Source organism: Cellulosimicrobium sp. 72-3 (assembly GCF_013127315.1).
Lineage (GTDB): Bacteria > Actinomycetota > Actinomycetes > Actinomycetales > Cellulomonadaceae > Cellulosimicrobium > Cellulosimicrobium funkei.
The window spans coordinates 1,272,598-1,293,070 of record NZ_CP053419.1; the positions used below are offsets into that span (position 1 = coordinate 1,272,598).

Here is a 20,473-nt window from a genome sequence, read left to right on the forward strand (position 1 = left end):
TCACCCGCGGCCGCGCCCTGCGGCGTTCCCGGGACGGCGCGCGAGCGCTAGTCTGCGCGGGTGACGGAGCGCATCGCGACGACGGCGGCGTACGCCGTGCAGGGCTTCGGGTTCGCGGTGGTGCTCACGAGCATCCCCGGCTACAAGGACCGGCTCGGCATGGGCGACGACGTCGTGACGCTCGTCGTGCTGGGCGTGTGCGTCCTCGCCGGCCTGGGCAGCGCGCTGTCGGGCGTCGTGGCGGCCGTCCGCGGCGCGCGCACCGTGGTCGTCGGGGGCCTGCTGCTCGCCGCGACGGCGGTGGCGGGGATCGGTCTCGCGCCGTCGTGGCCCCTCTTCTTCGGGGCGATCGGCCTCTACGGGCTCGCGCTCGGCGCCGTGGACGCCGCGATGAACATGCTCGGGATCGACGTCGAGCGCGCGCACGGACGCAGCCTGCTCGCGTCGTTCTACGCCGCGAACGCGGCCGGGGGAGTGCTCGGTGCGCTCGCGGTCTCGGGCGGCGCGCTGGCCGGTCTCGGCCAGCCGCTCGCGCTCCCGCTCGTGGCGCTGCTCGTCGCCGTGGGCGCGGCCTGGCTCGCCCTGCGCCTGCCCGACGGCGGTCGCCCGGCCCCGGGTGCCGTCGCCCCGGACGCCGTGGTCAGGGATGCCCAGGTCAGGGATGCCGTGGTCGGGGATGCCGGCGTGCGGGACGCCCCGGCCGGTCCGGGCGCCGTGGCGGCGCCCGGACCGGTGACGTGGGTCGCGGCGGGCACGATCGCGCTGCTCGGTGCAGGGATGCTCGCGTTCCCCGTCGCCGACTCCGCGGTGTCGAGCTGGAGCGCGACGTTCCTGCGCGACGTCCTCGCGGCGAGCGCGGCCGCCGCCCCGCTCGGGTACGCGGCGTACCAGGCGGCGCTCATCGTGTCGCGGCTCGTCGGGGACGGTCTCGTCGAGCGCCTCGGCCGGGTCCGGGTCGTGCGGCTGGGCGGCACGCTCGGCGCCCTGGGGTTCGTCGCGGTGGCGGCCGCCCCGGCGTGGCCCGTCGCCGTGCTGGGCCTCGCCGTGACCGGCCTCGGGCTCGGCGTCGTCGCCCCGCTCGCGTTCTCGGCGGTCGGGGACCGGGCCCGGGAGGCGGTCGCGTCGGGCCGGGCGGGAGCGGCGGGGGAGCCCGCCGCCGGGGTCGTGGCGACGGTCACCGACCGTGCGGTCGCGCGGCTCAACGTCTTCACCTACGCGGGCGCCGTGCTCGGCGGCGTCCTCACCGGCGTCTTCGCGACCGCCCACCACCTCCGGGTCGGCTTCGTGGTGCTGGCCGTGCTCGCCGCCGTCTCGGCGGTCCTCGCGAGCGCATTCCGGCCGGCCCGCGTCGTCGCGGCGCCCGTGAGCGAGGCCACGCCGCCCGCCTGACGCCGGGGCCCGTCGTTGTCGGTGGCGTGTGATGGGATGGCCCGCGTGCTGACCCTCGCCACCGCCAACGTCAACGGAATCCGCGCCGCCTACCGCCGGGGGATGGACGCCTGGATCGCGTCCCGGACGCCCGACGTCCTGCTGCTCCAGGAGGTGCGCGCCCCCGACTCGGTCGTCAACGACCTGCTGGAGGGCTGGCACGTCGCCCACCAGGCGTGCGACATCAAGGGCCGCGCCGGGGTCGCGGTCGCGTCACGCCTGCCGGTGTCCGCGGTCCGCGTCGGCCTCGGGGCCGGCGAGCCCGAGCCGCCGGTCGACACCGGTCGCTGGGTCGAGGCCGACCTGGAGCTGCCCGACGGCGGCCGTCTCACCGTGGTCTCGGCGTACATCCACTCGGGCACCGTGAGCCAGCCGGAGACGATGGTCGCGAAGTACGCCTACCTGGAGAAGGTGACCGCGCGGCTGCGCGAGCTCGCGGCCACGGGCGAGAAGGTCGTCCTGGCGGGCGACCTCAACATCGCGCACCACAACGTCGACATCAAGAACTGGAAGGGCAACCTCAAGAGCGCGGGGTTCCTCCCCGAGGAGCGCGCCTACGTCGACGTGTGGCTGGACCAGGTCGGGCTCGTGGACCTGGGCCGCGTCCACGGCGGCGAGGGCCCGGGCCCGTTCACCTGGTGGTCGTGGCGCGGGCGCGCGTTCGACAACGACTCGGGCTGGCGCATCGACTACCAGCTCGCGACGCCTTCCCTCGCGGAGCGCGCGGTCAAGGTCGAGGTCGACCGCGCGCCGTCGCACGAGGAGCGCTGGAGCGACCACGCGCCCCTCGTCGTCACCTACGACGTCTGAGCGGGAACGGTCAGGCGACGCGCTCGGCGGGCGCGGACGGCGTCGCGAGCAGGAAGCCCGGGGCGCCGAGCCCTTCGCGCTCGAACGCGGCGCGCACGGCGTCGGCGACGGTCTCGACCTGGTCCGCGCGCACGAGCGCGATGGCGGAGCCGCCGAACCCGCCGCCGGTCATCCGCGCACCGAGGGCGCCCGCGACGCGCGCCGCGTCGACCGCGACGTCGAGCTCGACGCTCGAGACCTCGTAGTCGTCGCGCAGCGACGCGTGCGACGCGTTCATCAGCGGCCCGACGGCGTCCGGCCGGCCCTCGCGCAGGAGCGCCACGAGCGCGCGGACGCGGCCGATCTCGGTGACGACGTGGCGCACGCGGCGGCGCGCGACGTCGTCGGGCAGCGCGTCGAGCGCGCGGGCGAGCGCGGCCGCTGGGTCGTCGCTCGCGTCCACCGCGTCGGCGAGCTCGCGCAGCGAGCCGATCCCGAGCGTGCGGGCGGCGTCCTCGCACGTGGCGCGGCGCTGCGCGTACTGGCCGTCGACGAGCTGGTGCTCCGCACGGGTGTCCACGACGAGCAGGGCGAGGCCCGCGGCGTCGAGGTCGAACGGCACCTGCGTGGCGGACTCGACCGGGTCGAGCCCGGGGCGGCAGTCGAGGAGGAGCGCGTGACCGGCCTGCGCGCGCAGCGCCGCCGACTGGTCCATGCCGCCCGTGGGTGCGCCCGCGATCTCGTTCTCGGCGCGGACGCTCGCGGTGGCGAGGACGGCGCGGCCCGCGTCGGTCGCCGCGAGGCCGAGCCCGGCGACGTCGTCGAGCGCGACGGCGACCGCGCACTCGAGGGCCGCGGACGACGAGAGCCCGGCGCCGAACGGGACGCTCGAGTCGACGGCCGCGTCGAACCCGGGGACGGCGGCGGGGTCCGCGCCCTGGGCGACGAGGTGCTCGCGCAGCGCCCACGCGACGCCCGCGACGTACGAGCCCCAGCCCGCGACCTCGCCCGGGCCGACGTCCTCGAGGCGGGCCGTCCACGTCTCGCCGGGCGCCTGCGCGGACGCGAGGCGGACGAGCGAGTCGGTGCGCGGCCGCAGCGCCACGTACGTGCGGTGGGGCAGCGCGACCGGCAGGCACAGGCCCGCGTTGTAGTCGGTGTGCTCCCCGATGAGGTTGACGCGCCCGGGCGCGGCCCACACGCGGACCTCCTCGCCGGGCTCGTCCGCGCCGAACGCCTCGGCGAGCACGGCACGGGCGCGCGCGGCGCCGTCGTCGTCCGCCAGCGCGGGCACCCAGCCCCGGGCGGCGCTCGTCGGGGCGAGCTCCTGGAGGCGTGCGGCGATGCGCTCGGGCGTCGTGTCGCTGATCCACGCCCCCATGCCGGACTCCGAGCCCGCGAGGTACTTGAGCTTGCCCAGCGCGCGGAGGACGGAGAACACCTGCAGGTGCAGCCGAGCGAGGGTGACGTCGTCGGTGCCGCCGTCGGCGACCGAGCGGCCCTCGCGGGCCGGGGCCTGGTGCCACGCGGCGATGTACGGCAGGGGGATGGGCTCGCCGTCGGCGGTCTCGAAGAACCGGTCGAGGCGGCGCAGCAGCTCGAGGTAGGCGGTGGCCAGGTCGTCGCGCTCGGCGTCCGTGAGCGCGGGCAGGTCGGGCACGTCGCGCCGCGGCGCGAGGTGGACCTCGACGGGCCAGCGCGCCGCGTAGGGCACGTAGGCGACCCAGTGCTCCGTCTCGAGGACCACGCGGCGGCCGTCCGCGAGCTCGGACTCGAGCACGTCGCGCAGCAGGCTGCGGCCGGTGCGGCGGTGGTGCTCGCGCGCCTGGTCGAGCAGCGTGCGCGTGCGCGGCGTCACGTACGGGTAGCCGTAGATCTGGCCGTGCGGGTGGTGCAGGGTGACGCCGATCTCCTGGCCGCGGTTCTCGAAGCAGAAGACCTGCTCGACCCCGGGCTCGGCGCCGAGCGCGGCGGTGCGGTCCGCCCACGCGTCGATGATCGTGCGCACCCGCTGCGGCGGGAGCGCGCCGAAGGACGTGCGGTGGTCGCTCGAGAAGCACACGACCTCGCACCGGCCCGCCGCCGGGGCGTGGTGCTGGAGCGGCGCGTCCTCGACCACGGCGTCCGGGACGCCCGGCACGCGCTGGAGCGACGGGAAGCGGTTCTCGAAGACGACCACGTCGTAGTCCGTGTCGGGCACCTCTCCGTCCGAGTACGCGCTGCCGGGCCGTGCGGGGCACAGCGGGCACGAGTCCGCGGCGGGCAGGAACGTGCGGTTCATCCGGTGCGCGGCGAGCGGGACCCAGTCGCCGGTGAGCGGGTCCCGGCGCATCTCCGGGCCCACGTACGGGTGCGGGGTCCCGTCGGGGCCCGGCACCGGGGCGAAGCGGTCGGGCAGCGGGCGCGGGTCGTCGAGCCGTCGCGTGCGCTCGCCCGAGACGTACGCGGGGGAGTCGTCGAAGTAGACGAGCTCGCGGCCGTCGGCGAGCCGGGTCGAGGTGCGGCGCAGGTGCGGGTTCATGCGTGCGGTGTTCCGATCGCGGTGCGGTGGGGGAGGCGGGGAGCCGGCGCGGCTGTCGCCGGTCAGGCGACGACGAGCTGCTCGACGAGGTCCTGGACGCGCGCGCGCTCGTCCTCGGCGAGCCCGGCGTCGGTGACGAGGACGTCCACGTCGGCGAACGTCGCGAAGACGCGCAGGCCCGTCGTGTGCCACTTCGTGTGGTCCGCGAGGACGACGGTGCGCCCGGCGGACTCGATGAGCGCACGGTTCGTCGCGGCCTCGTCGAGGTTCGGCGTCGTGAGCCCGATCTCCGGGTCGACGCCGTGCGCCCCGACGAACGCGAGGTCGACGCGCAGCCCCGACAGCGCGGCCTCGGCGAGCGGGCCGACGAGTGCGTCGGACGGCGTGCGGCTGCCGCCGGTGAGGATCGTCTCGAGCCGTGGGTCGTTGGCGCGGTGCAGGATCTCGGCGACCGGGAGGGAGTTCGTCACGACCGTCAGGGGGCGTAGCGCGGGGTCCGCGGCGATGCGGGCGGCGAGCAGGTGGGTCGTCGTGCCGGCGCTCAGCGCGACCGACGCGTTCGCGCTGATGAGGCGGGCGGCGGCCGTCGCGATGGCCTCCTTCTCCGCGGCCTCGCGCGAGCTCTTCGCGGCGAAGCCGGGCTCGTGCGCGGTCGTGTGCGGGGCGACGGCACCCCCGTGGACCTTCCGGACGAGGCCCTGGTCGGCGAGCTCCACGAGGTCGCGCCGGATCGTCATGTCCGAGACGCCGAGCTCCCGCGTCAGGTCGCCGATCCGGACCGCGCCGTGGTCGCGGATCTCCGCGAGGATGCGCTCCTGGCGCTGTGAGGCGAGCATGCCGACAGTATTGTCCACATCGCCGAGAAATCCAACATGACCGAACAGGAACCAACATCGCTCGGCCCGGCGACGGGGCCGGGCCGAGCGGGTCAGTACCGGATCGCGTCGATCACCTTGACGCGCACGGCGACGAGCGCCGGAAGGAGCCCCGCCAGCGCGCCGATCCCGACGGCGGCGAGCATGCCGGTCACCGCGGCGGAGAACGGGAACCCGGGCGCGTCCTGGACGGCCGACCCCATGAGCACGTCGAGCGGGACGTTGTGCAGGACGACGATCGCGACCGTCACGCCCAGCAGCCCCGCGACGGTGGTCGCCACGACGCTCTCCATCATCACGGAGAAGAACACGCGCCCGGAGCTCGCGCCGAAGCTGCGGCGGATCCCGATCTCGCGGATCCGGTACCGCACCGTGACGAGCGCGATGTTCACGAGCCCGAGCCCGCCGAGCAGCAGCGCGATCGCGCTCACGCCGAGCACGACCCACCGGATGGCGCCGTCGACGACCGACGCCGACGGCGAGTCGGACCGGTAGACGTCGGCCTGGACACCCTCGAGCGCGCCCGCGACGTCGCGGCGCACCGTCTCGACGAGCGCGTCCGACAGGTCGTCGGGCACCCACAGCTCGAGCCGGGGCGGCCCCATCATCTCCATCGACTCGGGCGTGACCCACGTCGACTGGGCGTCGACCAGCGCGTACGCGACCGGGTCCATGTCCGGCCAGTCGTCGGGGAAGGCCCCGACCACGGTCGCGACGACCGGGTTGTCCCCGCCGATCGTCACCGTCGGGTGCTCGGCCACGGTCGTTCCGCCGAGCGCGTCGAGGAACGCCTGGTTGACGACGAGCGCGGGCGCGAGGCGGTCCGCGTCCGCCTCGGTGAACCAGCGGCCCGACGTCACCTCGAAGCGGTGCATCGTGGCCCAGTCGGGCTCCACCCCCGTGGTGGTGATCTCGCGCGTGCCGCCGGGGAACCGCACCGGTGCGGGCGCGTCGCGCAGCATCGAGGAGTAGCCGATGCCGTAGCGGTCGACGATCTCGTCGAACACCCGCTCGTACTCCTCCGCCGTGGGCATGACGCTCCCGCCGTCGCCCGTGGGCCATGCCGAGACCTGGAGCGTCGCGGGGCGACCGCCCCAGCGTTCGTTCTGCTCGGCCGAGACCTGGCGCAGCATCTCCCCGGCCGCCGAGATCGTGGTGATCGCGCAGACCGCGACGGCGACGCCGACGAGCGCGAGCAGCACCCGCACCTTGTGGACCCGCAGCTCGTCCCACGCCTCGAGGAGGGCGCCGACGACGCCGGTCATGCCGTGGCCCCCGTGTCGCGCGCGGTGTCCGAGGTCCCGGCCGCGGTGGCGGCGGGCGTGCGAGCGGAGAGCGCGGGAGCGACCCCGACGAGCGGCCGGGCCACGTGCTCGGCCTGGTGGTCATGGCTCGTCCCGGGGTCGGTCTCGGGATCGTGGTCGGTGCCCGGCGCGCCGAGCGCCCCGAGCGACCCGGCGCTGCGTGCGCTGATCGAGATCGGGGTGAGCACGCCGTCCGCGAGCCGGAACTGGCGGGCGGCGCGCGACGCGACGGCGAGGTCGTGCGTGATCGCGATGAGCGCGGACCCGTTCTCGCCGGCGATGGTGTCGAGCAGGTCCATGACCTCGCTGCCCGTGTCGACGTCGAGCGCTCCCGTGGGCTCGTCCGCGAGGATGACGCGCGGGACGCGCACCAGGGCGCGGGCGATCGCGACGCGCTGCTGCTCGCCGCCCGAGAGCTTCTCCGGGGTCGTGTCGAGCCGGTCGCCGAGGCCGACCCGCTCGAGCATCTGGGCGGCCAGCGTGCGCCGCTGCCAGAACTGCCGCCCGCGCGCGTAGAGCAGCGGGGCGACGACGTTCTCGAGGGCGGTGCGGCCCTGCAGCAGGTTGAACTGCTGGAACACGAACCCGAAGTCCGTGCCGCGGCGCCTCGCCCGGGCGCGGCCCGAGAGCCGGCCGATCGGGACGCCGTCGAGCAGGTAGTCCCCGCTCGTCGGGCTGTCGAGGAGGCCGAGGATGTTGAGCAGGGTCGACTTGCCCGTTCCCGAGCGCCCCACGATCGAGACGTGCTCGCCGGCGCCGACCGTGAGGTCGATGCCACGCAGGATCTCGAGCTCGCGGTCGTCGGGGAGCAGCACCGAGCGGGTGACCCCGCTGAGCTCCAGGAGGCTCATCAGTACGAGGCCTCGCTGTCGTCCGTCATCATCATGTCGTCCATGACCGGCATGACGTCCTGGCCCGGCACGAACTCGAGGACCTCGTCGCCCTCGGCGAGGCCCTCGGTCACCTGGACGACCGAGCCGTCGGTGAGACCGAGCGTCACGGCGCGCTCCTCGGGCTCGCCCTCCGCGCCGACGACCCACACCTTGCCCTGCTCGACACGGCCGAGGACCGCCGTCACGGGGACCACGAGGGCACCCTCGACGGAGCCCGCCGTGATCTCCAGCTCGGCGGCGAGCCCGGCGAAGACGGTGACGTCGCCCGGGACGGCGCACGTCACGCTCGCGGACGACGCGCCGGCGGCCGGGTCGGGTGCGCCCTCCTCGGGCGTGCCCGCGGGAGCGGCGGCGGCGCCCATGCGGAGGTTCGTGCACACGAACGGCGCGGGGCCGCCGGTGACCGTGACGGTCGCCTCGCCGGGGATCTGGAGGAGCCGGAACTGCTGCTCGGCGACCATGCTGCCCGTGACCGAGAGCGTGCCGGGCGAGACGGTCGCGAAGTCCTCGCCGACGGCGACCTCCTGGTCCTTGAGCGCCGTGAACGTGGCGACCGTCCCGCCGATGGTGGCCTCGACGGTCTCTCGCGTGACCTTCGGCCGACGCTCGGTGACCGTGACCTCGCCCGTCTCGGGGTCGGTCTCGGTGAGGGGCTCGCGAGGCTCCTCGAGGGTGACCTCGAGAAGGGGGGCGCCCGCCTCGACGACGTCGCCGGGCTTGGCGTGGACCGCGGTCACGACGCCGCGCTGCGTGACCTTCTGGGGTGCGGCCGGGTCGGCGACGACCTGACCGGTCAGCACCACGGTGTTCGTGACGTCCCCGGTGGTCACCGCGACGCGCGGCTCGACGATCTGCGCCGTGGGGAACGCCGGGTCGACCGGTGGCTCGGGCGCCGAGCGGAAGGCGATCACGGCGAGCAGGGCGGCGATCGCCGCCCAGATCACGATGCGGAGGGCGGGGAAGATGATCCGGCGGGTGATACCCACGTGCGGGCTCCTGGGACGACGGTGGCGGGACGACGGTGGCGGGACGACGGTGACGGGACGACGAGCGGACGCTGCTGGTGGGGCCGACGACGGCCCGGCCCGAGGCTAGGGCGGGGACACGGACGGCGTCGTCATCCCTGGGGAGGAGTTCTGTCGCGGCTTCGTCACCGGTGGGTCACCGGCCGGTCACGTCGACGTGACCGCGCGCGGCGGGCGGGCGAGGCGGGCGGGACAGGGACGCCCTGGCGGCCGGAGGCGACGGTGTCGCAGGTCAACAGGCTCGAGAGCGAGGAGCGGGCACGGCGGAGCAGCGACGGTGCCACGGCACGATCCCCCTCACCGGCCCCACGGCCGTCCCCCCGGACGAGATGCGGGCGAGACTATACCGTGGCACGCAGAAAAGACAGGGCCGACGTCCGGGGCGGGGTTCGCGTCAGACGACCGTGACCCCGAGCGACCGCCCCGCGAGCCCGCGCGGCCGGCGCGCGAGGCCGGTCGCGACGTCGCGCAGCGCGGCCGCGGCGGGGGAGCCGGGGTCGGAGAGCACGACCGGGGTGCCGCCGTCGCCCGCCTCGCGCAGCGACACGTCGAGAGGCACCTGGCCGAGGAGGGGGACCGTGGTCCCCGTCGTGCGCGACAGGTTCGCCGCGACGCGCTCGCCGCCACCCGCCCCGAACACCTCGAGGCGCGACCCGTCGGGCTGCTCGAGCCACGACATGTTCTCGACCACGCCGACGACGCCCTGCTGGGTCTGCGTCGCGACCGACCCGGCCCGCTCCGCGACCTCCGCGGCGGCGACCTGCGGCGTCGTGACGACGACGATCTCGCTGCCGGGCAGGAGCTGCGCGACCGAGATGGCGATGTCGCCCGTGCCGGGCGGCAGGTCGAGGAGCAGCACGTCGAGGTCGCCCCAGAACACGTCCGCGAGGAACTGCTGGAGGGCGCGGTGCAGCATCGGTCCCCGCCACACGACGGGCTGGCCCGGGGGCACGAACATGCCGATCGAGACGACCTTCACGCCGTGCGCGATCGGCGGCAGGAGCATGTTGTCGACGCGCGTGGGCTGCCGGTCGACGCCCAGCATGCGCGGGATCGAGAACCCGTAGATGTCCGCGTCGACGACGCCGACCTCGAGGCCCTGCGCGGCGAGCGCGACCGCGAGGTTCGCCGTGACCGACGACTTGCCCACCCCGCCCTTGCCCGACGCGATCGCGTACACCTTCGTCAGCGACCCCGGCTTGGCGAAGGGGATCTCGGGCTCGCCCACGCCGCCGCGCAGCATCGTGCGCAGCTCGGCGCGCTGCTCCGCGGTCATGACGCCGAGGTCGACCCGGACGTCCGCCACGCCGTCGACCGCGCGCACCGCGGCGTCGACGTCGCGCGCTAGCGTGTCGCGCATCGGGCACGTGGCGACCGTGAGGTCGACCCCCACCGTCACGACGGCGCCCGGCGCGCCGGGCTCGACGGCGACCGAGCGGATCATGCCGAGGTCCGTGACGGGGCGGCGGATCTCGGGGTCCAGGACCGTGGTGAGGGCCTGCCGGACGGCGTGCTCGAGCGGGTCTGCGGCGGGGTCGGGCATGCCCCCATCGTAGGCGCGGCCGGAGCCCGGTCGGCCGGGTCGGAGGTCCCGGACCGGACGTGAGCCCCGTCGCACGACGAGCGCCGCGGATCGGCGCTACCGTGCACGGATGGACGCCCTGGCCTCCCTCGCGCGGGACAGCGAGCTGTTCGGCGACGCCGTGCGCAGCGCCCCGCCCGACGCGCGCGTGCCCGCGTGCCCCGAGTGGACGGGCGCCGACCTGCTCTACCACCTCGCCGAGGTGCAGGACTTTTGGGCGCGCGTCGTCGGCCCGGCTCCCGGGGAGGGGATGGACGGCGACGAGGTCGAGCCGCTCGCGCGGCCGGCGTCCGACGCCGAGCTGCCCGCGCTGCTCCAGCGCTCGACGAGCCGGCTCGTCGCGGCGCTCACCGGTCGCGACCCCGACGAGCCGTGCTGGTCGTGGCACGACGACGGCCGGCACGTCGGCTGGGTGCTGCGACGCCAGGCGCACGAGGCGCTCGTCCACCGCGCCGACGCGGAGCTCACGGCCGGGCGCGACGTCACGCCCGCCGACCCGGGCGTCGCGGCGGACGGCGTCGACGAGGTGCTGTCCGTCATGGTGGACGGGGTGCCCGGGTGGGGCGTCTTCACGCCCGACGGCGCGACGGTCTCCGTCGTCGTCGACGGGCCGGGGGAGCGGCCGCGGAGCTGGGAGCTCGCGTTCGGCCGCTTCACGGGGACCGGTCCGGAGTCGGGGACGGCGTACGACCTCGACGTCGCCCAGCTCGTCGACCTGCCCGGCTCGACGACGACGCAGGTCTCCGGCCCGGCCTGGGCGCTCGACCTGTGGCTCTGGGGGCGCGCCCCCGCGGACGGGCTCGTCGTCACGGGCGACCCCGCCCTCGCCGAGCGCCTGCGCCGGGTCGCGGCGGAGGGCACGCAGTAGGGCCCCGAGGTCAGCGGTCGGCGACCTCGTCGTCGGGCTGACGGGCCGCCTTCTCCTCCAGCTCCTCGAGCAGGTTGCGGATCTCGGACCGCACGAAGTCGCGCGTGGCGACCTCGCTCAGCGCGATGCGCAGCGCGGCCATCTCGCGCGCGAGGTACTCGGTGTCCGCGAGGTTGCGCTCCGCGCGCTGGCGGTCCTGCTCCGCGGTGACGCGGTCGCGGTCGTCCTGCCGGTTCTGGGCGAGCAGGATGAGCGGCGCGGCGTACGACGCCTGGAGCGAGAGCATGAGCGTGAGCGCGGTGAACCCGAACTCGGCGGAGTCGAACCGCAGCCCCTCCGGGCCCCACGAGTTCCACGCGATCCACAGCGCGCAGAATACGGTGAGGTAGACGAGGAACCGCGGCGTGCCGAGGAAGCGTGCGATGCCCTCGGTCGAGCGGCCGACGGCGTCCTGGTCGACCCTGACGCGCGGGAGGAAGCTGCGGCGCGCGGTCTTCGGCGTGTCGAGGCGGTCAGCCACGGGCCACCCCCGCGGTGCCCGGTCGGCCGGGCACGGCGGTGCGCGCGCGCCCGCTCGCGACGGCCCGGCGCGCGGCCTCGGTGTCCTCGTCGTCGGTCTCGCGCCAGTCGTCGGGCAGCATGTGGTCGAGCACGTCGTCCACGCTGATCGCGCCGAGCAGGCGTTTCTCCGCGTCGAGCACGGGCACGCACAGCAGGTCGTAGGTCGCGAGGATGCGGGTCACGCGCCCGAGCGGCGCGTCGGGCGTGACGCCCTCGACGTCGGAGTCGAGCACCGAGCCGACGGCCGCGTGCGGGGGCTCGCGCAGCAGGCGCTGGAAGTGCGCGACGCCGAGGAACCGGCCCGTGGGCGTCTCGAGCGGCGGGCGCGCGACGAACACCATCGACGCGAGCGCGGGCGCGAGGTCCTTGCGGCGGATCTGCGCGAGCGCGGTCGCGATGGTGGTCTCCGGGCCGAGCACGACCGGGTCGGACGTCATGAGCCCGCCCGCGGTGTCCTCCGCGTAGGAGAGGAGGCGGCGCACGTCGCGCGCCTCGTCGGGCTCCATGAGCTCGAGGAGCTGGGCGGCCTGGGCCTCGGGGAGCTCGTGCAGGAGGTCGGCCGCGTCGTCGGGCTGCATCGCCTCCAGGACGTCGGCGGCGCGGTCGGTGTCGAGCCCGGAGAGGATCGCGACCTGGTCGTCCTCGGGCAGCTCCTCCAGCACGTCGGCGAGCCGCTCGTTGTCGAGCGCGCCCGCGACCTCGAGCCGGCGCGTGTCGCCGAGGTCGTGGATGACGTCGGCGAGGTCGGCGGGCTTGAGGTCGTCGTACGCGGCGAGGAGCATCGCGGCGCCCTGCGCCTCCGTGCTCCCGGCGAGCCCGGTCACGGCGTCGACGTCGACGACGAGCGCGTCGCCCCGTCGGCGCAGCCCGAGCGTGCCCTTGTGCTGCGCCTGCCGGCGCACGTACAGCTTGGTGACCAGCCAGTCGCCGGTGCGCTGGCGCTCGATCGCGAGGTCCTCGACCGTCGCCGAGCCCGACCCGTCGACGAACTGCACCGTGCGCTCCAGGAGCTCGCTCACGGCCAGCGTCTCCATGGCGCGCTGCTCGAACCGCCGCATGTTGACGAGCCCGGTGGAGATGACCTGGCCCGCGTCGATGCTCGTCACGCGCGTCAGGGGCAGGAAGACGCGGCGCCGGCCGGGCACCTCGACCACGAGGCCCACCGCGCGCGGCGCCCCCTTGGGCCTGATGAGCACGACGACGTCCCGCACCCGCCCGACCTGGTCGCCGATGGGGTCGAACACGCTGGTCCCGGCCAGGCGCGCGACGAAGACGGTGGTGGCTGCACTCACGCCGCCAGCCTACGCACGCGCCCCGGTCGCCGCGCTCCGTCCCGGCAGGTGGCGGGCGTCCCGAGCCGTCTCCCGGCCGTCTCCCCGAGGTCGTCGGCCGGTCGGGCCGGGGAGCGGCCCTCGCGCGCTCCGCCCGGGTAGGACAGACTGGGCGAATGAGCATGTCACGCCCGGGTGCCGTCCCCCGTGTCCCCACCCCGCCGCGCGGCGAGCAGGTCGCGTCGTACGCGACCTACCTCGAGGCGCAGAAGGCGGTCGACTTCCTCTCGGACAACAAGTTCGCGGTCGAGCTCGTGACGATCGTCGGCACCGACCTCAAGATGGTCGAGCGCGTGACGGGCCGCCTCACCTACGGTCGCGTCGCGATCGCGGGTGCCGCGTCGGGCGCGTGGTTCGGCCTCTTCGTCGGCCTGCTGCTCTTCATGTTCTCCGGCCAGGGCGGGTTCGTGCTCACCGCCGTCGGGATCGGCGCCGGATTCGGCCTGCTCTTCTCGGTGCTGTCGTACGCGCTGACGCAGGGCAAGCGCGACTTCACGTCGCAGAGCCAGATCGTCGCCTCGTCCTACGGCATCCTCTGCGCGCCCGAGCGCGCGGGCGAGGCACGCCAGCTCCTGGGCCGCATGCCCGAGGGCGCGGGCGGCGTCCGCGGGCCCGCCGCGCCGGCCAACCCCGGCTGGGGCACCCCCGGCGCCACGCCCCCCGCCGCGCCGCCTGCCCCGGCCCCGGAGCCCTCGGCGGGCGTCCCCGCGCCGGCCCCTCCGGCCGCGCCCCCGGCCCGCACGCCCGACCCGCGCTGGACGACGCCGTCCGGCGAGCCGCGCTACGGCGCCATGCGCCCGTCGTCGGACCAGCCGACCGACGCGCCGGCACCCGACGCGGGCCCAGGGTCGGCGCCCGCCCCCGGCGCGCACCCGGACCAGCCCGAGCGCCCTGCCTGACCGAGCGCCCTGCGTGATCGAGCGCCCGAGCCCGACCGCGCTCCGGTCGGGCTCAGGCGTCCCCGGACCTGGAGGACGACGAAGGCCGACCGTCGGACGTCGTCGTCCGTCGGCCGGCCCTCGGCGGAAGCGCCGCTAGCGCTTCCGCGACTTCACTGCGGTCTCGGCAGCCCTCTCGCGCTTCTGGGCGCGCTTCTCCTTGATGGACATCGACGCTTCCTTCTTGATGCTCTTCGCCACGTGAGTTCACCTCCCCTCACCGGTGGATGAACGGGCCACCATAGCCCAGTTCCTCCGCCGGTGAGCCGGGCCCGCTCAGCCGCGCAGCCGCGCCATCCAGGCCTCGACTTCCTCGGGCCGACGGGGGAGCGCGGCCGACAGGTTCTCGTTGCCGTCGGCGGTGACGAGGACGTCGTCCTCGATGCGGACGCCGATCCCGCGGTACTCCGCCGGGACGGCCAGGTCGTCCGCCTTGAAGTACAGCCCCGGCTCGATCGTGAAGACCATGCCCGGCTCGAGCACCCCGTCGAGGTAGAGCTCGCGGCGCGCCTGCGCGCAGTCGTGCACGTCGAGGCCGAGGTGGTGGCTCGTGCCGTGCACCATCCAGCGGCGATGCTGCTGGCCCTCGGGCGAGAGCGACTCGGCGGCGCTCACCGGGAGCAGGCCCCACTCCTCCAGACGCGCGGCGATAACCTCCATCGCGGCGGCGTGCACGTCGCGGAAGCGCGCGCCCGGCACCGCGACGGCGAACGCGGCGTCCGCGGCGTCGAGCACGGCCTGGTACACGCGGCGCTGGACGTCGGTGAACTCGCCGTCGACGGGCAGCGTGCGCGTCACGTCGGCCGTGTAGAGCGAGTCGACCTCGACGCCCGCGTCGAGCAGCACGAGCTCGCCGGTCCGCACGACGCCGTCGTTGCGGATCCAGTGCAGCGTCGTCGCGTGCTCGCCGGCCGCGGCGATCGTCTCGTAGCCGACCGTGTTGCCCTCGAGGCGCGCGTGGGCGTCGAACGTCGTCTCGATGACGCGCTCGCCGCGACGGTGCCCGACGGCGCGCGGCAGGCTCCGCACGACCTCCTCGAAGCCCGCGATCGTCGCCGCGACGGCCTCGCGCATCTGCTCGACCTCGTGCGCGTCCTTGACCAGGCGCAGCTCGGAGACCGCCTCGACGAGCGCGGCGTCCGTGCGGCGGTACGCGGCCTCGGCGCGCGCGAGCCACTCGGCCTCGCTGAGCTGCTGGTCCTCGGCGGACCCGGCGGCCTCGTCGACGCCCGCCTCCGCGCGGATCGCCTCGACGAGCGCCTCCACGGCCTCGTCCGCGCCCGCGACGACGAGGAGCGTCACCCCGCCGTCGCCGACGTCCTTCGCGAGCGCGTCGCGCAGCTCGTCGACGTGCCGCGCCTCCACGCCGGTCGCGGTCGTGACGTCGTCGAGCGACGGACGCGCGCCGACCCAGAACTCGCCGTACCGCGCGTCCGCGTAGAACTCCTCGGTGTCGCGCGCCGCGAGCGGGCGGACGTAGAGCACGGCGTGGTGGTCGGACCCGGCGTCCCCGGTGCCCGGCTCCACGGGGTGCAGCACGAGCACCGCGTCGGGCTCCTGGTCCGTGCCGTAGCCGGTGAGGTGCGCGAACGCCGAGTGCGGGCGGAAGCGGTAGTCCGTGTCGTTCGACCGCGTCTTGAGGGGGCCGGCGGGCACGACGAGGCGCGCGCCCGGGAACCGGGCCGACAGCGCTGCGCGGCGCGCGACGGTGAACGGGGCGGCCGGCAGCGGCTCGACGTCGAGCGCGGCGCGCGGCGCCCAGCCGCTCGTGATGAAGGCCTTGAACGCGTCGGAGTCCGGGCGCTGGGAGCGGTTGCTCCCGCGCGCGGCCAGGTCCTGGGTCTCGCCGGGACCGGCGTGCTCGGTGGTCTGGTCGGGCGTCTCGGACGGGGGCGCGGGCGTGACGGGGGTGGCGTCGGTCATGCCCCCAGTCTCGCACCGCGCACGCGGCCGAAGTCCGCGAGCGCGCGCCCGAGCACGCGGTTGAAGGCCTCGGGGGCCTCGCTGTTGACGTCGTGGCCGGCGCGCGGCACGACGACGAGCGCTGCGTCCGCGGCCGCCGCGAGGTAGCGCTGCTCGTCGAGGCGCATGTGGTCGCGCGCGCCGTTGACGAGCCACACCGGGACGTCGACGTCGCGCACGTGGGCGAGCCACGAGCGGCCCGCGAGCTGGGTGAGCGCGTCGGTGACGACGTGCCAGCCGGGCGCGACCGGCGTCGGGGGCCCGGCGTCGGCCGGCCCGGCCAGCGCGTACGACGACGCGGCACCGCCCGGCAGGCCGCGGCCGCCGCGGGCGATCGTGCCCCACGCGGTCGCGGTCGTGCGCGCGGCCCAGCGCGCGCCGCGTCCGACGGCGCCGCCCCCGGCGACGACGAGGCGCGCGACGTCGCGGTACAGCGCGACGGGCTTGCCCTTGGGGTCGGACGTGCAGGCCGCGGCCACCACGCCCGCGAGGTTCGCGGGACGTCGGGCCGCCCAGGCGATCGACGTGTAGCCGCCGAGCGAGAGGCCGACGAGCGCGACCCGGCGGTCGGGGCCGAACGACGCGGCCGCCTCGTCGAGCACCTCGAAGGAGCGGTCGAGCGTGAAGCGCTCGTGCGCGCGGGCGCCGTGCGCGGGCAGGTCGACCGCGACGGCGTCGTGGCCGAGGGCGCGCACGTGCTCGACCTGGTGGTCCCAGATCGCGCCCGAGGTGCGCATGCCGTGGACGAAGACCACCGCGGGCGGGGCCTGCGTGGGGTCGGGGGACGCCGGCGTCGAGGGGGTCGAGGGGGAGGTCGTCGCGAGGGCTGCCGTGGGGGGCGTCGTGAGGGTCATCGCTCCCGACTCTGGCACCCCAGCCTGGGACGACCGTGGGGAGGGGCCGCGCCCCGTGTGGACATCGTGTGGGGGTCCCGTGCCGCCGCCTCGGTGCGTCGTCACTATCCTGGTCCCGTGCGCATCGACCTCCACACCCACTCGACCGCGTCCGACGGCACGGACGCCCCGGGGGAGGTCGTCGAGGCGGCCGCCGCGGCCGGGCTCGACGTCGTCGCGCTGACCGACCATGACACGACGGCGGGCTGGGCGCAGGCGACGGACGCGGCGCTCGCGCACGGGGTCGCGCTCGTGCGCGGCGCGGAGATCTCGGCCCGCTCCGGCGGCATCAGCGTGCACGTGCTGTCCTACCTGCACGACCCGGCGCACGCCGCCCTCCTCGCCGAGCTGGACCGCACGCGCGACGCGCGCACGAGCCGGGCCCGGCGGATGGTCGACCTCATCGCCGAGGACTACCCGATCACGTGGGAGGATGTGCTCGCCCAGACCGTCGCGGGGACGACGATCGGGCGACCGCACATCGCCGACGCGCTCGTCGCGGCCGGGCTCGCGCCCGACCGCTCCGCCGCGTTCGCGACCATCCTCGCCACGGACACCCCGTACTACGTGCCCCACTACGCGCCCGACGCCGTCGTGGCCGTGCGCGGGATCCGCGCCGCGGGCGGCGTGCCCGTCTTCGCCCACCCGGGCGCGGACGGTCGCGGCCGCGTCGTGGCCGACGCCGTGATCGAGGAGATGGCCGAGGCGGGGCTCGCCGGGCTCGAGGTGTTCCACCGCGACCACGACGAGCGTCAGCGTGCACGGCTCGAGGACCTGGCCCGGACCCTGGGCCTGTTCGTCACCGGGTCGAGCGACTACCACGGGGCCGGCAAACCGAACCGGCTCGGGGAGAACACGACAGCACCGACCGTGCTGGAGCAGATCGAGGAGCTGGGACAGTTGGACGTGATCCGATGATCGGACGATGAGCGAGTTCTTCGACGTCCGGCTCTTCACGGAGGTCTTCGTCACCCTGTTCGTCATCATGGACCCGCCCGGCACGGTGCCGGTGTTCCTGGGCCTGACGAGCGCGATGGGCGCCAAGCAGCGCAACCAGGCGGCGCGCACCGCGATCCTCGTGGCGTTCGGCGTGATCGTCGCGTTCGCGGTGTTCGGCCAGCAGATCCTCAGCTACATGCACATCTCGCTGCCCGCGCTCCAGACGGCGGGCGGCCTGCTGCTGCTCCTCGTGGCGATGGAGCTGCTCACCGGGAAGATGGAGGAGCCGCAGCCGTCGGGCAACAAGGGCGTCAACGTCGCGCTCGTGCCGCTCGGGACGCCGCTGCTCGCCGGCCCGGGCGCGATCGTCGCGACGATGGTCTTCGTGCAGCGCGCGGGGGAGCGCGGCGGGGGCGTCGCCGAGTGGGTCGCCATCGCGGCGGGCGTCGTCGCGGTGCACGTGTGCCTGTGGCTCTCGATGCGCTTCGCGAACGTCATCAACCGCGTCCTCGGCGACTCGGGCACGATCCTCGTGACCCGGATCGCCGGTCTGCTGCTCGCGGCGATCGCCGTGCAGCTCGTCGCCGACGCCGTGATCGAGTTCGTCCAGACCGCCTGACCGCGTCCCGCCGTCGGAGGCGACCGGCGTCCGGGGGCGGGTTCCCGGACGCCGGTCGCGTGCGCGACCGTGACCCGCTCGTCAGGGCCAGTACGCGTCGAAGCTCCGGGAGAACTCCCCGCCGTTGAAGCGGTCCCAGTTGATCGACCACGTCATGAGGCCGCGCAGCCCCGGCCAGCGCCCGTGGGTCCGGTACGACCCGCAGCCCGTGCCCTTCGTGAGGCAGTCCAGGGCCTGGGCGACCTGCGCGGGCGGGGTGTGGCCGTTGCCCGCCTGCGTGCTGGCCGGGAGGCCGATCGCGACCTGCTCGGGGCGCAGCGGGGGGAACATCCGCGTCGTGTCGCGCGCGACCGGGAAGCCGGTGAGCAGCATGTCCGTCAGCGCGACGTGGAAGTCCGCGCCGCCCATCGAGTGGTACTGGTCGTCGAGCCCCATGATCGGCCCCGAGTTGTAGTGCTGGACGTGGAGCAGCGTCAGGTCGTCGCGCAGGGCGTGGATCACCGGCAGGTAGGCGCCGCAGCGCGGGTCCTGGCCGCCCCACGGGCCGGAGCCGTAGAACTGGTAGCCGTTCTGGACGAAGAAGGTCTCCGGCGCCATCGTCAGCACGAAGTCGTCGCCGTACCGCGCCGTGAGCGTCTTGAGCGCGGAGATGAGGTTGACGATCACGGGGGTGGTCGGGGAGCGGAAGTCCGTGTCTCCCGGGTTCAGGTACAGCGAGTGCCCCTCGAAGTCGATGTCGACCCCGTCCAGCCCGTAGGTGTCGATGATCGAGCTCACGGAGGCGACGAACGCGTCCCGCGCGGCGGTCGTCGTGAGCTGGACCTGACCGTTCTGCCCGCCAATCGACAGGAGCACCTTCTTCCCGGCCGCGCGCTTGGCGGCGACGGCGGCCTTGAACTCCGCGACCGACTCCACGTTCGGGCACTCTGCCCGCGGGCAGAGGCTGAACCGGATGTCGCCGGACGTGACGCTCGTCGGCTCGCCGAACGCGAGGTTGATGACGTCCCACGAGTCCGGGACGTCCGCCATCCGGACGTAGCCCGAGCCGTTGGCGAACGACGTGTGCAGGTAGCCGACGAGCGCGTGCGCCGGCAGCCCGGCGCCGGGTCCGCCCCCGGTGCCGCCGGTCGCCGTGGTGACGGCGACGGCGGCGGAGCGGGGCGACTCGCCCGCGCCGTTGGTCGCGGTGACCTGGAAGGAGTAGGCGGTGGCGGCGGTGAGCCCGGAGACGGTGGTGGACGGGGCCGTGGTCGTGGCGACGCGGGTGCCGTCGCGGTAGACGGCGTAGCCGGTGGCGCCGGCGACGGCGCCCCAGGTGAGGGGCACGCTGGTGGCGGTGGGCGTCCCGGCGGTGAGGCCGGTGGGGGTCGCGGGCGGCTGCGCCGTGCCGCCGCCCGGGCCCACGAGACTGACGTCGTCGACGACGTAGGCCGGCTGGCCGTACCAGCCGTGCACGAAGACGGTCGCGGACGTCGCCGTCGCGGTCGTCGTGAAGGTCACGCTGAGCCGCTGCCAGGTCGCGGCCGAGGGCGTCCAGGTGGTGACGTCCTGCGCCGTCGCGCCGCTCGCCCCGAGGTACGCGTAGGAGCCCTGGACCCACGCGCTGAGCGTGTAGGTCGACGAGGGTCGAACGGCGACGGTCTGCGAGCAGCGCGCGGTGTCGGTCCCGGCGGGCGTGCCCCGGAGCGCCCCGCTGCCGGTGCGGACCGGGCTCGTGACCTGCTGCCCCGTGGAGCCGGAGCACGTCCACCCGGACAGTCCGGACTCGAACCCGCCGTTGACGGCGAGCTCGGTGTCCGCGGCCGCGGCGGTCGTCGTGCCGGTGAGGAGTGTCCCGACGAGCGTGGCGGAGGCGACCAGGGCGAGGAGGCTGCGCAGTCGTCGTCGGCGTCGTGACGGGGTGGGGTCCATGGTGGTCTCGCTTTCGTCGTCGAAGGAGCGGTCC

At 75.3% G+C, this 20,473-nt stretch carries 17 protein-coding genes and 1 pseudogene; 6 read left to right on the top strand and 12 right to left on the bottom strand.

The window, feature by feature from the left end; all coding sequences use genetic code 11:
• The first annotated feature begins 60 nt into the window (after positions 1–60).
• The gene (locus HKK73_RS05705; RefSeq protein WP_171467606.1) at positions 61–1,389 is read left to right on the top strand and encodes an MFS transporter; all 1,329 of its coding nucleotides are present in this window, start codon (positions 61–63) and stop codon (positions 1,387–1,389) included.
• A 45-nt stretch (positions 1,390–1,434) separates the two neighbouring features.
• Positions 1,435–2,238, top strand: coding sequence for an exodeoxyribonuclease III (locus HKK73_RS05710; RefSeq protein WP_253705806.1), 804 nt, complete (start codon positions 1,435–1,437; stop codon positions 2,236–2,238).
• 10 nt (positions 2,239–2,248) lie between these two features.
• Here the strand turns inward: HKK73_RS05710 and galK are convergent, their stop codons facing one another.
• From galK to HKK73_RS05740, 7 genes and pseudogenes are all read right to left on the bottom strand, one after another.
• Positions 2,249–3,511 (bottom strand): galactokinase, encoded by a 1,263-nt coding sequence (gene galK / locus HKK73_RS18910; RefSeq protein WP_371810618.1) that lies wholly within the window; start codon positions 3,509–3,511, stop codon positions 2,249–2,251.
• Positions 3,512–3,535: 24 nt separating this feature from the next.
• Positions 3,536–4,738, bottom strand: a pseudogene (gene galT / locus HKK73_RS19085) (galactose-1-phosphate uridylyltransferase); the annotation flags it as partial.
• A 62-nt stretch (positions 4,739–4,800) separates the two neighbouring features.
• Positions 4,801–5,574, bottom strand: a complete 774-nt coding sequence (locus tag HKK73_RS05720) for a DeoR/GlpR family DNA-binding transcription regulator (protein WP_171467609.1) — start codon at positions 5,572–5,574, stop codon at positions 4,801–4,803.
• Positions 5,575–5,666: 92 nt separating this feature from the next.
• Positions 5,667–6,878 carry an ABC transporter permease gene (locus HKK73_RS05725; protein WP_171467610.1) on the bottom strand — a complete coding sequence of 404 codons (1,212 nt, stop codon included), beginning with the start codon at positions 6,876–6,878 and terminating at the stop codon, positions 5,667–5,669.
• On the bottom strand, positions 6,875–7,768 hold the full coding sequence (locus HKK73_RS05730) for an ABC transporter ATP-binding protein (protein ID WP_171467611.1): 894 nt from the start codon (positions 7,766–7,768) through the stop codon (positions 6,875–6,877). Before HKK73_RS05730 ends, HKK73_RS05725 begins: the two co-directional genes overlap by 4 nt.
• A complete protein-coding gene (locus HKK73_RS05735; protein ID WP_144722393.1) occupies positions 7,768–8,796 on the bottom strand; it encodes an efflux RND transporter periplasmic adaptor subunit in 1,029 nt (342 codons plus the stop codon). Before HKK73_RS05735 ends, HKK73_RS05730 begins: the two co-directional genes overlap by 1 nt.
• A gap of 433 nt (positions 8,797–9,229) precedes the next feature.
• Positions 9,230–10,378, bottom strand: coding sequence for an Mrp/NBP35 family ATP-binding protein (locus tag HKK73_RS05740; protein WP_171467612.1), 1,149 nt, complete (start codon positions 10,376–10,378; stop codon positions 9,230–9,232).
• A gap of 109 nt (positions 10,379–10,487) precedes the next feature.
• On the opposite strand from HKK73_RS05740, the gene HKK73_RS05745 reads away from it, so the two are divergent.
• Positions 10,488–11,285 (top strand): maleylpyruvate isomerase N-terminal domain-containing protein, encoded by a 798-nt coding sequence (locus HKK73_RS05745; protein WP_171467613.1) that lies wholly within the window; start codon positions 10,488–10,490, stop codon positions 11,283–11,285.
• A 10-nt stretch (positions 11,286–11,295) separates the two neighbouring features.
• On the opposite strand, the gene HKK73_RS05750 is transcribed toward HKK73_RS05745, so the two are convergent.
• Complete coding sequence (locus HKK73_RS05750) at positions 11,296–11,805, bottom strand: DUF1003 domain-containing protein (protein WP_171467614.1); 510 nt, start codon at positions 11,803–11,805, stop codon at positions 11,296–11,298.
• Complete coding sequence (locus tag HKK73_RS05755; protein WP_108048568.1) at positions 11,798–13,138, bottom strand: magnesium transporter MgtE N-terminal domain-containing protein; 1,341 nt, start codon at positions 13,136–13,138, stop codon at positions 11,798–11,800. The genes HKK73_RS05750 and HKK73_RS05755 overlap by 8 nt, the downstream gene beginning before the upstream one ends.
• Before the next feature lie 155 nt (positions 13,139–13,293).
• On the opposite strand from HKK73_RS05755, the gene HKK73_RS05760 reads away from it, so the two are divergent.
• Complete coding sequence (locus HKK73_RS05760; RefSeq protein ID WP_171467615.1) at positions 13,294–14,076, top strand: general stress protein; 783 nt, start codon at positions 13,294–13,296, stop codon at positions 14,074–14,076.
• A gap of 315 nt (positions 14,077–14,391) precedes the next feature.
• On the opposite strand, the gene HKK73_RS05765 is transcribed toward HKK73_RS05760, so the two are convergent.
• Entirely contained in the window at positions 14,392–16,038 is a 1,647-nt protein-coding gene (locus HKK73_RS05765) for an aminopeptidase P family protein (RefSeq protein ID WP_171467616.1), read from the bottom strand.
• Positions 16,035–16,931: an alpha/beta fold hydrolase gene (locus HKK73_RS05770; RefSeq protein ID WP_085388343.1), complete on the bottom strand. Its 897-nt coding sequence runs from the start codon at positions 16,929–16,931 to the stop codon at positions 16,035–16,037. The genes HKK73_RS05765 and HKK73_RS05770 overlap by 4 nt, the downstream gene beginning before the upstream one ends.
• A gap of 117 nt (positions 16,932–17,048) precedes the next feature.
• Here HKK73_RS05770 and HKK73_RS05775 point away from each other — a divergent pair, with 117 nt between their 5' ends.
• Positions 17,049–17,888, top strand: coding sequence for a PHP domain-containing protein (locus tag HKK73_RS05775; RefSeq protein WP_085388342.1), 840 nt, complete (start codon positions 17,049–17,051; stop codon positions 17,886–17,888).
• A 7-nt stretch (positions 17,889–17,895) separates the two neighbouring features.
• Positions 17,896–18,528 (top strand): MarC family protein, encoded by a 633-nt coding sequence (locus tag HKK73_RS05780; RefSeq protein ID WP_021482981.1) that lies wholly within the window; start codon positions 17,896–17,898, stop codon positions 18,526–18,528.
• Between the two features lie 81 nt (positions 18,529–18,609).
• Here HKK73_RS05780 and HKK73_RS05785 read toward each other — a convergent pair whose 3' ends face one another.
• Positions 18,610–20,439: a chitinase gene (locus HKK73_RS05785; RefSeq protein ID WP_085388341.1), complete on the bottom strand. Its 1,830-nt coding sequence runs from the start codon at positions 20,437–20,439 to the stop codon at positions 18,610–18,612.
• Between the last annotated feature and the right edge of the window lie 34 nt (positions 20,440–20,473).